Genomic DNA, 15,261 nt, shown 5'->3' with positions numbered 1-15,261 from the left:
AGTCCTCGGGTTCCCGAGCCCGCATCGGCGGATGCGGGAACCCGAGGATTGGCGTTATTCTCCGACACGATGAGGTGAGAGAGTACGAAGTCACAACAGATCACACGCTGGGGGACCAGCCGGTTATTCAAGCTGTCCACTCAGATCGCGGTGTTCGCCGGTGCAGTCATTGTGTGGGAACTGGCCAGTCTGACCGGCCTGCTGTCGCGCACATCCTTCCCTTCCGCTTGGGAGATCGCGACCAAATTTGTCGAACTCATACAGTCCTCGTACCTGTGGATAGCCGTCGGTCAGACGTTCGCGGGTTGGGCCATGGGCGTTGGCGTCGGCGCGGTTCTCGCCATCGCCGTAGGCACCCTGCTGGGGCGCAGCCGGTTCGCGTACGCCAGCGGCATCCCGGTAGTCGAGTTCTTGAAGACAGTCCCCACAATCGCGATCTTGCCACTGGTGATAGTGGTGCTGGGTCCGACGATGCAGATGAAGGTTTTCCTGGTGGCGTGGGGCATCTTCTGGGCCTTGACGATTCAGGTCATCTACGGCGTGCGCGCTGTCGACCCGGTCGTTCGGGACAATGCGCGGATTCTGCAGTTACGTGGCTGGCGACTGTTCACCACGGTGACGTTACCCAGCGCCGCGCCGTATGTGGCAACAGGTATGCGCGTTGCGGCGGCCGTCGGCATGATTCTGGCCGTGATCGCCGAGATGATCGGCGGCGCCGCCGGGCTCGGGCTGAACATTCTGGTGTCGGTCAATGCTGGACCGACGGAATTGCCCTCCATGTACGTGTACATCCTGATGACAGGTCTGGTCGGCATTGCCGTCACGGCGTTGTTCACGGTGCTCGAGAGGCGGATGCTGCATTGGCACGAGAGCCAGCGCAACCTCAGAGAGGTTGGCGCGTAGATCATGACGACTGAGAAGGTACTCGCACAAGGCACGCGTCGGCCTGCTTCACACCGTGGGCTCGCAATCGCCCGTATCGCCAAATCGGCGTGGCGAGCCTGGTTCTTCGTGGCTCTCATCGTCGTGTGGTGGTTCGTCTCGCTGAACAGCACCTCGACGTTCTTTCCGCCGCTGAGCAAGATCATGTCGACGTTCTACACTCTCTGGATCGTGGGCGACGCGGCCAGCACCGTGGTTCCCAGCCTCATCCATTTCGCCATCGGATACACGATTTCTGGTGTTGGCGGCATCCTGATCGGTGTGCTGCTGTGGCGGCTGCCGCGCACGTCCACCGCCGTCTCACCGCTGCTCTACTTCATTTACGTTCTTCCAGCGGTAGCTATCCTCCCCGCCGTTGCTGCCCTCATGGGGTACGGCGCGGAGATGAAGGTGACGATCATCGTTCTCGCGGCGATCTGGCCGACCTTGCTGAACACCCTCGACGGAATGCGCAGCATCGATCCGGTGCGTATGGACACGGCGAAGGTTCTGCATATGTCGGGATTCCAAACCGTGCGTTCGGTGGTCTTTCCCAATGCCCTGCCTCAAATCATGGCCGGGCTCCGCAACAGTCTTCAGGTCGCCATCATCATGATGGTGGTGAGCGAGTTGATCGCATCGACATCCGGAATCGGGTTCTTCATCCTGGATGCGCAACAGCGTTTCGCCATCACGGAGATGTGGACCGGCGTCATTGTGCTCGGGCTCATTGGATGCGCGTTGACCCTGATTTTCATCGCCATCGAGCGTGTGGTGCTCCGCTGGTATATCGAGTCCCGAGCCGTCGAGAAGAACAGTTAGGAACAACCCATGGTGCAGGCACAACGGGTGGGAGACAAAGCAATGACAGCGGTGGCCAACAATCGCGAAGACGCGCAGCAACAGGGTGCGGTGCTGGCAGTTCGGGACCTCCGACAGGTGTACAACGTCGGGAGGCCGGCCGAACGGGAGGCGATTCACGACATCTCCTTCTCTGTTGAGAAGGGCGAGTTCGTCTGCGTCGTTGGGCCCAGTGGCGCAGGCAAGACCACTTTGCTGCGCTGCCTGAGCGGACTCTTAAGGCCGACTGAGGGCGAGGTGCTCTTCGAGGGCCGCAGCCTGGACAAGGTGCCCGACCGGCTCAGCGTCGTCTTTCAGGATTACAGTCGTTCGCTGTTCCCCTGGCTGACCGTTGCGGGCAACATTGCCGTACCGCTCAAGGTTGCGGGACTCAAGGATGCTGCGCGTAAGGCCCGCATCGACGAGGTGTTGCACGCCGTCGGCCTTGGGGCAGTCGGCAGGCAATATCCGTGGCAGCTCTCGGGCGGCATGCAGCAACGTGTGGCGATAGCACGCTCTCTCGCGCATCAGCCGGAATTGTTGTTGATGGACGAGCCGTTCGCCTCGGTGGATGCACAAACGCGTTTCGACCTGGAGGATCTCATTCTCAAGGTCAAGGTGGAATACGACGTGACGGTCGTTCTGGTCACGCACGACATCGATGAAGCGCTGTATCTGGCCGACCGTGTCGTCGTGCTGTCGAATTCGCCCAGTCGGCTGCGCACCATTCTGGATATCCCCATGGAGCGCCCACGCAATCAGCTGGTCACCCGCTCCAGCGAGCAGTTTGGAAGGCTGCGAACAGAGCTCCTGAAGCTTGTGACGGAATAGGGCTCTACAACAAGAGTGCGAGCTCGATAGGAGATGAACGACATGAAACGAACTGCCGCAGACGACCTCCTCGACGTGCTCGCCAGCTGGGGTGTATCGAAAGTGTTCAGCTGTCCGGGCAGCACGGAGGCCGCCATCCTTGATGCCTTGATGGATCGGGACGACATGGAGCTGTTTCTGACAACGCACGAGAGCGCGGCAGTATCCATAGCCGACGGCTATTCGCGGGCAACGGGTGCTCCGAGTGTGGTCTACCTCCACGCCAACGGGGGGCTCACCAACGGCCTGGCCAACCTGGCGGCCGCGCAACTTGCCTACTCTCCGGTCGTCGTCTTGAACGGACTGAAGCCGAGGTCCATTCAGTCTCGCGCCGGGTTCACGACGGCTCGTCGCATGCGTGACTTCGTGCACCAATACGTCAAGGATGATTGGCAGTGCCTGAGCTCAGAGGCGATCGCAGAAGACGTCAATCGGGCCTTCCGCACGGCCATGATTGAGCCGACCGGCCCGGTATGGGTGGGGCTGAGTCAGGACTTGCTGGAGTCGCCCAGCAGTGCACCGGCACCAGGCGCAGACGGATTCACTTTCGACTCCCGCACGGTGCCCTCCGCCTCGGCCATTCGCGCCGCGGCGGACGTGATTGCGCAGTCCCGGCATCCGGTCATCGTTGCTGGAAGCGAGGTCGCGCGGTCCGGCGCGATTGACGATGTCATTCGTCTCAGCGAGACACTGCGAGTCCCGGTTCTGCACGAGGACAGGCGTGCGTTGGAGCGCCCCGGATTCCCGACCGATCATCCGAACTTTCGCGGGCAGTACGAGCCGGCGCATCCGCTCGTGCAGGGAGCCGACCTGCTCGTGTTTCTGGGCGCGCGCCTGTTCAACGAGTTCGAGCCGCCCACCAGTCCGCAGTTGCCAGCTGGCGTCAAGATCATCCACAGCCACACGGATGCGCGGCAGATCGCACTCATCCACGGCGTGGATGTCGGGCTGGTCGGAGACCAGGGGCTTATTGCCCAGGAGCTGCTGGCCGCGTTGTCTGAGCGGCCGCCCCAGCACGAATTCGTGCTCCCGGAACGCGAGGCGGATCCGGCGCCGCGGGCGAGCACGACCGATGGTGGCGCCTTGAAGGCGCTGGACGTGGTCGATACCATCACCGATGCGCTGCGCGGGGCGGTAATCGTCGGCGACGCGACCACCGCAGGCGGAGTTCTGCAGACGCGGGCGCACCAGCATTCCGGTAACGACTATTTCGTGTCGAGTTCCGGTTCGCTCGGCTGGGGCATGGGTGCGGCGCTGGGCATCAAAATGGGCCTGCCGCAACGACGGGTCGCCGCCATCCTCGGCGACGGCGTCTTCCAGTTCGGCATTCCCGCTCTGTGGAGTGCCGCGCGGCAGAACATCCCGGTCACCTACGTCGTGATCAACAACCAGCGCTATGCGGCGGTCGGTGCGGCATTGCAGCGGTACCACGGCAAGGCAGCAGAGCGGCAGGTGTATCCGGGTACCGATATCGCCGGTGTGAACATCGCCGAGGTCAGTTCGGCCTTCGGCGTTCCGGGGCAACGGGTCGACACGCTGGAGGATTTGAGGAGTGCCATCGACGCCGCGGACGGTGTCGAGCATCCGGTGTTGATCGAGGTCATGACCGACACGGAGCAGCTCAGGCCATGACGGCATTCGCGCACAGTTCAGGAGGAATAGAGATGACGACAACAGATGGCCACGCGGCGAAGGTAATCGCGCCCGTTCTCATCGCGGGTGAGGAGGTGCCCAGTGATTTCGCACCGGTTGTGAATCCGGCGCGCACGAGCGAAATTGTTGGCCAATACGCACTCGGAACGGCGCACCACATCGACCTCGCCGTCGCAGCCGCCGTGGCCGCATTTCCGCAGTGGTCCGCTCTCACGGCAGGCGAGCGAGCCGAATATATGCTGCGCGCGGCTGACCTGATCGAGGTTGGCCTTGAGGACCGGGCGGCCCTGCTCACCCGGGAACAAGGCAAGGTGCTGTGGGAATCGAAGCTGGATGTCGGTGGCGCGCCCATGATGTTGCGGTACTTCGCGGGACTGGCTGAAGAGACGGACCGCCTGACAGAGGCGGCCGTGACAACGGCCCGCGGTAACGCGGTGCTGCGCTACGTTCCGGTTGGCCCGGTCGGCATCATCACCCCGTGGAACACGCCGGTCTACCTTGCCTTCGGCGCAATCGCTCCCGCGCTGATCGCCGGCAACACCGTCGTCGTCAAGTTGCCGGAAGAGGTGCCGCTTGCGCTGAGCGAGACGTTGAGACTGCTCGCAGACGTGCTTCCCACCGGCGTCGTCTCCGCCGTGCCGGGGCTGGGTGAGGTGGCGGGAGCTGCCCTGGCGTTGCATCCGGATATTCGACACCTGTCTTTCACGGGCAGCATCGAAACGGGCAAGAGCGTCATGCGCGGCGCATCGATGAACCTCAAGACCCTGGGTATGGAGCTCGGCGGCAACGATCCGGCGATTGTGCTGGCGGACACCAAGATCACGGAGCCCTTGCTCTCGGAATTCATGGCAGGCGTGTTCAGTTCCAGCGGCCAGATTTGCTTCAACGTGAAGCGGATTTACGTGGAGCAACCTCTATATAAGGAGTTCGTCGAAGCGTTCAGCGAAAAGGCGTCGAGGATCGTGGTGGGCAACGGGCTCGACCCGAGGTCCACGATCGGACCCCTGACCACCAAGGCTGGCTTCGACAGGCTCGTCGCGTTGCGGGAGTCTGCGGAATCGCGCGGCGCTACGGTGACCCCGGTCGGGCACAAGCTGGATGCCGGTGGCTGGGACGACGGGTATTTCATGCTGCCGACCATCGTCACCTCGATCGACGCCCGTGACGATCTGGTCACGGGCGAACAGTTCGGCCCCGTCATTCCGATCCTGCCGTTTTCGAACGTTGAGGATGCCATCGCGGCAGCCAACGACACCGAGTACGGTCTGGCCGCATCCGTCTGGTCGTCGGATGTCGACCGTGCGCGCGACGTGGCTCGCAGGGTGCAGGCAGGCAATGTCTTCATCAATGTGCACCGGGTGGGTGCGTCACCGATGCAGGTGCCGTTCGGTGGCATGAAACAGAGCGGGCTCGGTCGAAACCACGGAATGCAGGCTGTCACAAACAGCATGGAGGAGCAGGCGATCATCGATTTCGATGACACCTCGCACATGCCGGGCGCTCGCGAATGGCAGGACTTTGGACCAGATGACGTCATTATCCCTTCACCGATACAGGAGCCCAACGAATGAAAATAGACGCGTTTTGCCATGTCTTGCCCGAGGCCTACGCACAGCGATTTTTCTCCATCGCCGATAGTCCGGCGTTGAAGAACCTCCAGGAGCGAACAGGGGGGATTCCGGCACTGCGAGACATGGACATCCGCTTTCGCGCCATGGACGAGTTTGGCGACTACAAGCAGATCATCAACCTCACCACCCCTCCGATCGAGGATCTGGGCGATGCCAAGCGCAACGCCGAGATGGCCCGCATTGCAAACGACGGCCTTGCTCAGCTCGTGCAGGATCATCCCGACCGGTTCGTCGGCTTTTGTGCCGCGGTGTCACTCGATGACGTCGACACCGCGCTGGAAGAGGTCGACCGAGCAATCAACGACCTCGGCGCCGTAGGTGTGCAGATCCCGTGCCACATCAAGGGCGCCCCCATGGACGTCGCCAGGCTCGACCCGTTCTACGAGAAGATGGCCCAGAGCGGCAAGATGATCCAGGTGCACCCGAACCGCACGTCGGCCTGGGCGGATTACCCCACGGAAGAGCGCTCCAAGTTTGAATTGTGGTGGGCGCTCGGTTGGGAGCATGACCTCTCAACCTTTATGGCCCGGATTGTTTTCTCCGGGGTATTCGAACGTTTTCCCGAGATCAAGTTCCTCATGCACCACGGTGGCGCCGGAATTCCCCACTTCGCCGGCCGCATCGGGCCGGGGCTGGATCAGTTGGGAGCCCGCACGCCAGAGAGCCAGAAGGAGGATGTCAAGGGCTACCCGTTGACGAAGCGCCCCATCGACTACTTCAAGATGTTCTACTCCGACACCGCATTGTTCGGTGCTGCCGACGCGATGCAGACGTCCATCGGGTTTTTCGGGGTCGATCATATGCTCTTCGCGTCGGACACCCCCTACGACCCCGAGGGGGGAGCGGGCTATACCAGGGCGACAATCGCGAACCTGGAGAGCCTCGACCTCGACGACACGCAGCGGGAGGCGATCTACCACGGCAACGTCGTGAAGCTGCTCGGTCTGGATGCGTAGCTAGTCCGCCGGAACGCTCGGCAGCGCAATGCTGCGCGTCGTCATGAACTCGCGCACCCCTTCGATGCCCATCTCTCGTCCGGAGCCGCTGCCCTTGATGCCCCCGAATGGCGCTCGCGGGTCGAGGGCGGCGGTGCCGTGACCGTTGATGAAGACGTATCCGCATGCCATCCGCATGCCGATCCGCAGTGCCCGTTCGGTGTCCTGAGTCCATACCGACGCGCCGAGCCCGGCCCAGGTGTCATTCGCCGCGGCAACAGCCTCGTCGTCCGTATCGAAGGGAAGGATCGGCAGGGCAGGGCCGAATTGCTCGTCGGTGACGATGCGCAGCGACGCGTCCGGATCCAGCACAAGGGCCGGCCGCAGAAAATTGCCGTCGCGCAGCGCCTCATCGCGGGGGAGTTCACCGAACTCACGCACCTCAGCGCCGGCGGCCCGGGCCTCATCGATGAGGCCCGCCACGGCCTCACGCTGTCGCGCGGAATGGAGCGGGCCCATTGTGGTGCGTTCGTCGAGGCCATGCCCCAGAACCGTCTCCCGCAGCCTTGCCGAAAGCGCCTCGACCAGCTCGGTGTACCGCGAGCGGTGTACGTACAGGCGTTTGATCGCCATGCAGATCTGCCCCGTCGTGTCGAAGGCGGCGTGGTAGAGCCGGTCGGTCGCATCCGCGTCCAGGAGCGCATCCTCGAGGATGAGCGCGGGATCGTTGCCACCGAGTTCCAGTGAGACTCGGGTGAGGGTCTCGGATGCCATGGACGCGATTCGGCGCCCGCCGGCCCCGCCGCCGGTGAAGGAGACCATCGCGACATTCTCGTTCTGCACCAGGGCCGTGCCGATCTCGGAGTCCTCACCCGTGATGATGTTGATCACGCCGGCAGGCAGCAGTTCGGCGATGCGCTGTGTGACGCGCACCGTTGCCAGGGGCGCGGTGGGCGGCGGCTTCACGATGACGGTGTTTCCCGCCAGTAGCGCGTACGACAACGTTGAGGCGAGGATCCCTATCGGCCAATTGAACGGCACAATGATCGTCACCACTCCGACGGGAAGATAGCCGACCACGGTTTCGTAGGGCGGCCCGGGGATGGTCTTGGTTTGCGCGACCTGATCCGTGAGAGTATCGGCCAGCGCGAAGTGCCGGGCGAAGCCGCTGACATCCCTCGCGGCCTCCCTCGTGATCTTGCCGTTCTCCGCACTGAGGAGCGTTGCGTCGACGTCCGCGAAAGCGGCAAGGCCGGCGAGGCTCGCGCGGAGCTTCTCGGCACGCTGCGCCGGGGTGAGCGCTGCCCAGCGTGGGAACGCGGCCTGCGCCGCACCGACCGCCTCCAGGGCCTGCTGCCTCGATGCAGAGGCGGCATAGCCCACTATCGAGGAGGGGATCGCCGGATCCCGCACCGTGAGGTGCTCGTGCCCGGGGATTTCCTCTCCGTTGATGAAGAGACCGGTCGTGACCGGCCCTGAACCGAATTGCGGTGACGTCAACGCTTCTCCATTCTCACGGTGTCATTCTCACTGCGGGGCGTTACTCCGCCCTCCGCGGCCTGTTGGCCCGAGAGATGCCACGTGCGCTCGCCTGCACCGGGTAACCCCACGCCCGGCCCTGCATCTGGGTGAAGGGAACGATGATCGACAGCGCCGCAACCACCCGGTTGGAGGAATCGTAGATCGGCGCCGCAATCGAAACCAGATCGGTGTCGATCTGGCGGTCGCTGATCGCCAGTCCTTCACGGCGCACCCGTCCCAGGGTCACGCGCAGCACCGCCGGGTCGGTTTCCGTGTGCGACGTCAAGCGATTCAGCGGAGCCTCGAGAATCTCGTTTTGCACGTCGGGCGGGGCGAAAGCCAGCAGAATATGGCCAACCGCCGTGGCGTGGATCGCGTATCGGCCACCGACGCGAGGCCTCGCGTCGGTGAGCGTCTTGTCGACGAGCCGGGCGACGAAGACCACCTCGTTTCCCTCCCGAATCGCGAGGTGCACCGGGTAATGCATTGTTTCGTAGAGGTCCTGCATGAAGGGCATGGCGATGCGCTGCAGATCAACCGACCGGGGAGCAAGTGAAGCGATCTCCCAGAGCCGCAGCCCCACCTGATAGGCGCCGCTGGCTACCACACGCTCCAGCGCGCCGCTTGCCACGAGCTGAGCCGCGATGCGATGGGTCGTGGTGAGGGGCAGCCCACTACGGCGGCTGATCTCCGAGAGATTGAGCTGGTAGTGCTTCTCGTCGAATGCGCCCAGAATGCGGAAGCCCTTCTCCATGACCGAGCTCTCTGCGAGTCGTGGCATGGCGATCCTCCAAGTGTGCGATTCTGCCCGAGGCTATAGGGCCAACATGGAGACCCTCTGAAACTGCCTGAATGCCAGTCTCGAGCGCGAGAGCGGCGCGAGGAGGTCGGCTTTCCGATATTCGGAAAGGTGCTTTGATCGGTGGTGACCCATGTGGTTGCCTACCTTCAGCGAGGAGGACAGCAGTCTTCGTCTTCCTCGAAACAGTAAAGCCAACAAGGGAGTCGGTTTATGTTGAATGACAGTCCTGTTTTCAGCCGCAGAAGCTTCGTCACCCGCGCGGGTGGCACCATCCTGCTGGGGGCACTGGGCGCATCTGCCCTGGCGGCCTGCGCGACGGATGCACCCGCACCGGCCGGCTCTGCCGGCGCGAAGGGGGGCGGCGCGCTCGCACCCTTCACCTTTCTGAGCTTCCTGCCGCTCACCTCGTTCTCGGTCGTTCCGGAGATGTACGGTGACCTCACCGGAGCCTTCAAGAAGAACCACCTGGACATGACCTTGCAGACGGTCAAGGGATCGGCCCAGGCCACGCAGCTGCTGCTCGCCGACAAGGGACAGGTTGCACGCAACGGTCTCATCGATGCGCTGATCGCCGCGTTCGAGCAGAATCAGCCCGTCGTCATTCCGGCTGTCGACACGTACCGCGTCGGCATCCGTATCGTGACAACCGACAAGTCGCCGAATCCGTCCGACTGGGTCGGCAAGACCATCGGGGTTCCGTCGGTCAACGGTACGAGCGACAAGACGCTCTCCATGTCGCTGCGCAAGATGAACATCGACCCTGCCAGCGTGAAGCGCCAGCTGGTCGGGCTGTCACCGGGAACGTTCAACCTGGTGCAGAACGGCACGCTCGCCGGCTACATGGTGAGCCCGGATACGGCGCAGATCGTCGCCAAGCAGAATGCGGATGCCCGCATCTTCGTACCGACGTCGGACACCGGAATCAACATCTATATGACGACGAAGTCGCAGATGGACAAGCACAGTGACGAGCTCAAGGATTACTTCCTCGCCATTCAGGAGGTCAAGAAGGGTCTCATCGCTGAGAAGAACTTCGATGACGCCATCAAGACGCTGAAGACCAAATACACCTTTGCGTCTCTCGATGACGAAGAGATTGCGAAGGCGTCGTTCAAGGAACGCGTCGAGGCGTGGACGGGCAAGGACGGGCGCACCGGCTGGCCCGACATGGCGCAGCTCGAGGGCGCGTACAAGGAGCTGGTCGATGCGAAGATCGTGCCCGGCGGTAAGAAGATCGAGAGCATCGTCGACACGAGCCTCCTTCCCAAGTAAACCCGTCGACTGACGAAATAGTAGAGAACTCACCAGGCCGAGCAGAAAGTTGGTAACCATCATCGAGGCTGCAAATACACCTTCGCCGGCGCAGGATCGTGTGCCCGAACGTGCAGTTCACGACGCTGTCACGAGTCAGCCCGCGATCAAGCTTGAGATGAAGGGCGTCAGCAGGGATTTCGTGACGGCGCGGGGAACCACCCGCGCCCTCTCCGACGTCAACCTGGACATCTACGAGCAGGAGTTCGTCTCGCTGATCGGGCGGTCCGGGTGCGGAAAGACGACGGCTCTGCGCATCATGGCGGGTCTGATTCGCCCCACATCCGGTGAGGTGAAGATCGGGGGCAAGTCGTTGTGGTCGGGTTCCACAATCGACTCCTCGGTCATCACCCAACTGGGGATCGTGTTTCAGGATGCGAACCTCTTTCCCTGGTACAACATCATCGACAACGTCTCGCTGCCGCTGCGGCTGCGAGGGGTGTCGAAGGCCCAGCGTCACGCGCGAGCCCGCGAGCTGATGGAGCTGGTCGGGCTCGGGGGCTTCGAGAAGTCGCATCCTCGTGAGCTGTCGGGCGGGATGCGCCAGCGTGCCGCCATCGCACGCGCCCTGAGCTACGACCCCCAGTTGTTGCTCATGGATGAGCCCTTCGGCGCATTGGACGCGCTGACCCGGGAACGGATGAACCTGGAACTTCAGCGCATCGCGACATCCATCAAGGCGACCGTCGTTTTCGTCACCCACGACATCACCGAGGCCGTCTTCCTCGGCAGCCGGGTGGTTCATCTGACGCCGCGACCGGGCCGCATTCAAAACATCACCACCGTCGACATCCCCCGCCCCCGATCGGTCGCCGCTCAGTCCGAGCCGCGATTCGTCGAGATCGTGGGCAATCTGCGCGTAGCGCTTGATAAAGAGGAATGAGTAAAAAATGAGGGATGACAAACTGGCAAAGGTGCTCAAGTGGGGCGCCACACCTGCCATCCTGGTCGTGCTTTTTGTGGCCTGGGAGCTGGGGGTGAAGCTCTTCAACGTCAATCCGTTGATTCTGCCGGCACCGACGGAGATCTTCGCCAAGCTGTTCAGGATGCTGGGCACCGGTTCGATCTGGATGGATGCACAGACCACCACGATTGAGGCCGTCGTAGGGTTCCTGATCGCTCTGGTAGTCGGCGTGATCACCGGAGTCGTGCTGGGCAAGTCGCCTCTGTTGGAGCTCAGCATGCGACCGCTCATCGTGGCGTCACAGGTGGTGCCGAAGGTCGCGCTCATTCCGCTGTTCGTCATCTGGTTCGGATTTGGAATCAGCAGCAAGATCATCATCGCTGCGCTCATGGGATTCTTTCCGATCATGCTCAACGTGCAGCTCGGAGTCAGGTCTGTCGACCCCGGGCAGCGTGACGTCATGCGCAGCCTGAACGCAACCAGGTGGCAGACGTTCCGTCACCTGGAGCTCAAGAGCACGCTGCCCTACGTCTTCGCGGGAATGGAGGTCGGCATCGTGTTCTCCGTGATCGGCGCCATCGTGGGCGAGTATCTCGGCGGCAGCTCAGGGCTGGGCTATCAGCTCGTCAACACCCTGAATCAGCTGGATGCGCCGGGCCTCTTCGCGGTGATTCTGCTGCTCGCGGCGCTCGGCCTCATTCTCTATTCGCTGGTGACGTTCGCCAAGAGAATCTCCATCCCGTGGCACGAGTCCACGAACATGACCCAGTGAGTTATTAGGGAGCACAGCGTCGAGATCGGTCAGCACGGTTCGGGTCGGGAGGACCAATGCCACATGAATTGAGCGAACTCACTGTCAACACCGTCGTCAAGCGCCCTTCGGATGCGGCCGAACAGCTCACCGGGGACGTCTGCGTCGTCGGAGCCGGAATTGCCGGGCTCTCTGCCGCGGTCGCCTCGGCTCGGCTCGGCCGCTCGGTGGTTCTCGTGGATGCCCTGCCGGTACTCGGTGGACAGTGCGTGAATTCACTGATCGGACTGTTCTGCGGGGTGTACGGCAACGGCCCCGATTACCGGCAGCTGACCCACGGCATCTTCGACAGCATGTTCGACGATCTGGGCAAGACCGGTGACGTGCACTTCAACCGCGGGCACACCATGACCGTCAGCTATGACGAAGTGGTTCTCGGCCGATGGATCGAGAACCTGGTCTCGGAACTGAATATCAAGGTCGTGCTCGGCGCCTCGGTGCATGACGTTGAACTCAGCGACGGTGTCATCGCGGCGACGACGTTCGCGACGCGGTACGGAGACGTGCGGGTTGCAGCATCCGGTTTCGTGGATGCCACCGGGGATGCTGCCCTCACCTGGGAAGCCGGCTTGCCGTGCCGCGTGCCGGAGCGCACCGTGTGGGGCTCCCAGCAGATTCGACTGGAGGGGCTCGACGAGCGGTTCGCTCCCGCCGCCGGTGAGCTGGTCGAGCGCGTGCACGCCAAGGCGGCACAGTACGGGCTCGTGCGTCGCGACGGTCTGGCCTTCTTCTATCCGGGCCGCAACACGGCGGTGATGAATATGACGCATGTCGAGGCGCCGCTCGGGGCGGTTCGGGCGGCATCCGCGCAGCTGGCCGGTCGGCAACAGGCCGATCGCGTCGTCGACTTTCTGCGTGCGGAGTTTCCGCGGGCCTTCGGTGACGCCAGGGTGAGGCTCTATGGCTTTCCCGGCCGTCGGCAGACCCGGTGGATTGCGGCGGAACACCAGCTCGCCCTCGACGAGGTGCGCAGCGGCCACCTCTTCGAAGATGCGGTGGCCCGCACGGCGTGGCCCATCGAACTGCACGACAGGATCGAGGGCTATGTCTGGGAGGCCTTCGGCCCGGAGCACACGCACTACGTTCCGCTGCGCAGCCTGATACCGAAGGATGCCCACAACCTGGTGGCCGCCGGTCGCTGCGTCGACGGCGACGCCGCTGCGCTCTCGAGCGTGCGGGTCATGGGTCCGTGCGCGGCTATGGGTGAAGGTGCCGCCCACGCCCTGGATTTGGCCGGCACGGGCAGTGTGCAGGAGATCAACACGGCACAGCTGCGCGAGCGCATTGTCGAGAACATCGAATCCTAGGCGCACGCCCGGGAACAGAAAGGAACGGTGGATCATGAAGCTAGCCGACGACGAGAAGGCCATGCGCGACGGCGCCGAGGGTGATGCCGTCGCCGCGGCCATGAATCTGCTCATCCGTTACGGCGAGGGACTCGGCGCCGAGCGGCTTTGCGACACCCGCAACGTTGCCGGCACGATGGCCCAGCCCTCGCCCGCGAAGGAGAAGCTCGTTCGGGAGGGCGGCTGGACCAAGTCGTTTGCCGTCATCAACCTCGACTGCGACGACGACATCACGCTGCCGAAGATGCGCGTACCCACCTGCCAGCTGCAGATGGGCTTCGGCCAGGCGGATGCCGATGCCGTCAAGCCGTATTCACCGCATCTGGTCGAAATGCAGGAGGACGGCGAGGCGTTCTACGCCGAACACGGCGTCACCATTCTCGCCACCTGCACGCCGTACCAGGTGGGCAATCTGCCGGTGCGCGGCGAGCACTGTGCCTGGATGGAATCCTCCGCCGTCGTGTACTGCAACTCCGTGCTCGGGGCCCGCACCAATTGTGAGGGAACGGCCTCCACGGGTGCCGCGGGCCTCACCGGCAAGATTCCGTATTGGGGCAATCACATCCCCGAGAACCGCTACGGCACGCATCTGATCGATGCGACAATTCCGGTCAAGGGCTTTCAGGACTGGGGCATGTTCGGCTATTTCGTCGGTGGCGCCATGCAGGAGGAGCGGCCGGTCATCCGCGGCGACTGGCAGCAACCCGATCTCGCCGACATCAAGCACTTCGGTGCGGCGGCAGCGACCTCGGGAGGCGTCGAACTCTTCCACATTCCCGGCATCACGCCCGAGGCGCCCACGGTCGAGGCGGCCTTCGGCGGGAAGAGCATCGGTGAGCCCATCGTCTACGGTGAACGTGAGCGTCGTGCCGTGTACGAGGAGCTCAACAGCGTAGGTTCCTCCACCGACGTCGACTTCATCCTGCTCGGATGCCCGCACGCCTCGCTCGACCAGATTGCCCGGCTCGCCCGAGCGATCGAGGGAAGAAGCCTCAACTCGGGCACCGAACTGTGGATCATGACCCCGCGCGCGTTGCGCAGCGTGGCCGACCGCAACGGTTACACAGAGATCATCCAGAGGGCGGGTGGAAAAGTGCTGACGGATTCCTGCCCGGCCATGTCGAAGGCGGTACCCGACGGCACCCGGGTGTTCGCCACCGACTCCGCCAAGCAGGCGCACTACCTCGCCGCGATCATGGGTATCGAGGCCTGGTTCGGCACGCTGGAGGAATGTGTCGACGCGGCCGTCACCGGCACATGGGATGGACACCTCGCATGAGCATCGAATTCCACGGTCGCGGCATCGTCGGCGGCGTTGTGGAGGGCGAGGCCCTCGTGACCCACGAGACGATCTCCGGGTGGGGCGGCATCGACCCGTCCAAGGGCACCATCATCGAGAGCCGACACGAACTCGTGGGCGTGTGTTTTACCGACAAGATCCTGGTCTTTCCCGGCGCCAAGGGTTCCTCGGGGTGGTCGGGCTTCTTCCAGAGCACCAGGTTGCTCGGCACGGCCCCGCGGGCGATGGTGTTCACGACGGTGACATCCAAGGCGATTCTGGGTGCCATTGTGACGCGTGTGCCCACCGTCACCGAGTTCGACGACGACCCGCTCGCCGTGATCGAGACCGGCGACTGGGTGGTGGTCGACGGTGACCGCGGCGTCGTGACGGTGACCAAGAAGGCCGAGCGTGCCGATCTGAAAATCGCGAGCTGA

At 63.4% G+C, this 15,261-nt stretch carries 14 protein-coding genes; 12 read left to right on the top strand and 2 right to left on the bottom strand.

The annotated features are described in order from the left end of the window. Positions 1 to 150 precede the first annotated feature (150 nt). Genes ASC63_RS02405 through ASC63_RS02380 form a run of 6 tightly spaced genes read left to right on the top strand, consistent with a single transcriptional unit; the run spans position 151 to position 6,871 of the window. Positions 151 to 903 (top strand): ABC transporter permease, encoded by a 753-nt coding sequence (locus ASC63_RS02405; RefSeq protein WP_055809433.1) that lies wholly within the window; start codon positions 151 to 153, stop codon positions 901 to 903. Between the two features lie 3 nt (positions 904 to 906). Beyond that, entirely contained in the window at positions 907 to 1,743 is an 837-nt protein-coding gene (locus ASC63_RS02400) for an ABC transporter permease (protein ID WP_055809431.1), read from the top strand. Between the two features lie 9 nt (positions 1,744 to 1,752). Continuing rightward, a complete protein-coding gene (locus ASC63_RS02395) occupies positions 1,753 to 2,592 on the top strand; it encodes an ABC transporter ATP-binding protein (RefSeq protein ID WP_235491737.1) in 840 nt (279 codons plus the stop codon). Positions 2,593 to 2,634: 42 nt separating this feature from the next. Further along, positions 2,635 to 4,263, top strand: a complete 1,629-nt coding sequence (locus tag ASC63_RS02390) for a thiamine pyrophosphate-binding protein (RefSeq protein ID WP_162242865.1) — start codon at positions 2,635 to 2,637, stop codon at positions 4,261 to 4,263. 32 nt (positions 4,264 to 4,295) lie between these two features. Then, positions 4,296 to 5,855: an aldehyde dehydrogenase family protein gene (locus ASC63_RS02385; RefSeq protein ID WP_055809425.1), complete on the top strand. Its 1,560-nt coding sequence runs from the start codon at positions 4,296 to 4,298 to the stop codon at positions 5,853 to 5,855. Further along, positions 5,852 to 6,871, top strand: coding sequence for an amidohydrolase family protein (locus ASC63_RS02380; protein WP_055809421.1), 1,020 nt, complete (start codon positions 5,852 to 5,854; stop codon positions 6,869 to 6,871). The genes ASC63_RS02385 and ASC63_RS02380 overlap by 4 nt, the downstream gene beginning before the upstream one ends. Here ASC63_RS02380 and ASC63_RS02375 read toward each other — a convergent pair whose 3' ends face one another. Next, positions 6,872 to 8,350, bottom strand: coding sequence for an aldehyde dehydrogenase family protein (locus ASC63_RS02375; protein WP_055809418.1), 1,479 nt, complete (start codon positions 8,348 to 8,350; stop codon positions 6,872 to 6,874). 40 nt (positions 8,351 to 8,390) lie between these two features. After that, entirely contained in the window at positions 8,391 to 9,152 is a 762-nt protein-coding gene (locus ASC63_RS02370; RefSeq protein ID WP_055809415.1) for an IclR family transcriptional regulator, read from the bottom strand. Positions 9,153 to 9,383: 231 nt separating this feature from the next. Here ASC63_RS02370 and ASC63_RS02365 point away from each other — a divergent pair, with 231 nt between their 5' ends. From ASC63_RS02365 to ASC63_RS02340, 6 genes are all read left to right on the top strand, one after another. After that, the gene (locus ASC63_RS02365; protein WP_055809412.1) at positions 9,384 to 10,445 is read left to right on the top strand and encodes an ABC transporter substrate-binding protein; all 1,062 of its coding nucleotides are present in this window, start codon (positions 9,384 to 9,386) and stop codon (positions 10,443 to 10,445) included. A 100-nt stretch (positions 10,446 to 10,545) separates the two neighbouring features. Next, positions 10,546 to 11,367 carry an ABC transporter ATP-binding protein gene (locus ASC63_RS02360; protein WP_055809409.1) on the top strand — a complete coding sequence of 274 codons (822 nt, stop codon included), beginning with the start codon at positions 10,546 to 10,548 and terminating at the stop codon, positions 11,365 to 11,367. Positions 11,368 to 11,374: 7 nt separating this feature from the next. Then, a complete protein-coding gene (locus ASC63_RS02355; protein ID WP_055809406.1) occupies positions 11,375 to 12,160 on the top strand; it encodes an ABC transporter permease in 786 nt (261 codons plus the stop codon). 56 nt (positions 12,161 to 12,216) lie between these two features. Continuing rightward, entirely contained in the window at positions 12,217 to 13,506 is a 1,290-nt protein-coding gene (locus ASC63_RS02350) for an FAD-dependent oxidoreductase (RefSeq protein WP_055809404.1), read from the top strand. Positions 13,507 to 13,540: 34 nt separating this feature from the next. After that, the gene (locus tag ASC63_RS02345) at positions 13,541 to 14,824 is read left to right on the top strand and encodes an aconitase X (RefSeq protein ID WP_055809401.1); all 1,284 of its coding nucleotides are present in this window, start codon (positions 13,541 to 13,543) and stop codon (positions 14,822 to 14,824) included. Then, a complete protein-coding gene (locus ASC63_RS02340) occupies positions 14,821 to 15,261 on the top strand; it encodes an aconitase X swivel domain-containing protein (protein WP_200936729.1) in 441 nt (146 codons plus the stop codon). The genes ASC63_RS02345 and ASC63_RS02340 overlap by 4 nt, the downstream gene beginning before the upstream one ends.

Source organism: Leifsonia sp. Root112D2, assembly GCF_001424905.1.
GTDB lineage: Bacteria > Actinomycetota > Actinomycetes > Actinomycetales > Microbacteriaceae > Root112D2.
Note: the sequence above shows the minus strand (reverse complement) of the source record. Positions and strands in the feature narration are given on the sequence as shown.

Coding starts and splice junctions, on each gene's coding strand:
- ASC63_RS02400 (WP_055809431.1), top strand. CDS start 907: ATGACGACTGAGAAGGTACTCGCACAAGGCACGCGTCGGCCTGCTTCA.
- ASC63_RS02395 (WP_235491737.1), top strand. CDS start 1,753: ATGGTGCAGGCACAACGGGTGGGAGACAAAGCAATGACAGCGGTGGCC.
- ASC63_RS02390 (WP_162242865.1), top strand. CDS start 2,635: ATGAAACGAACTGCCGCAGACGACCTCCTCGACGTGCTCGCCAGCTGG.
- ASC63_RS02385 (WP_055809425.1), top strand. CDS start 4,296: ATGACGACAACAGATGGCCACGCGGCGAAGGTAATCGCGCCCGTTCTC.
- ASC63_RS02380 (WP_055809421.1), top strand. CDS start 5,852: ATGAAAATAGACGCGTTTTGCCATGTCTTGCCCGAGGCCTACGCACAG.
- ASC63_RS02370 (WP_055809415.1), bottom strand. CDS start 9,152: ATGCCACGACTCGCAGAGAGCTCGGTCATGGAGAAGGGCTTCCGCATT.
- ASC63_RS02365 (WP_055809412.1), top strand. CDS start 9,384: ATGTTGAATGACAGTCCTGTTTTCAGCCGCAGAAGCTTCGTCACCCGC.
- ASC63_RS02355 (WP_055809406.1), top strand. CDS start 11,375: ATGAGGGATGACAAACTGGCAAAGGTGCTCAAGTGGGGCGCCACACCT.
- ASC63_RS02350 (WP_055809404.1), top strand. CDS start 12,217: ATGCCACATGAATTGAGCGAACTCACTGTCAACACCGTCGTCAAGCGC.
- ASC63_RS02345 (WP_055809401.1), top strand. CDS start 13,541: ATGAAGCTAGCCGACGACGAGAAGGCCATGCGCGACGGCGCCGAGGGT.
- ASC63_RS02340 (WP_200936729.1), top strand. CDS start 14,821: ATGAGCATCGAATTCCACGGTCGCGGCATCGTCGGCGGCGTTGTGGAG.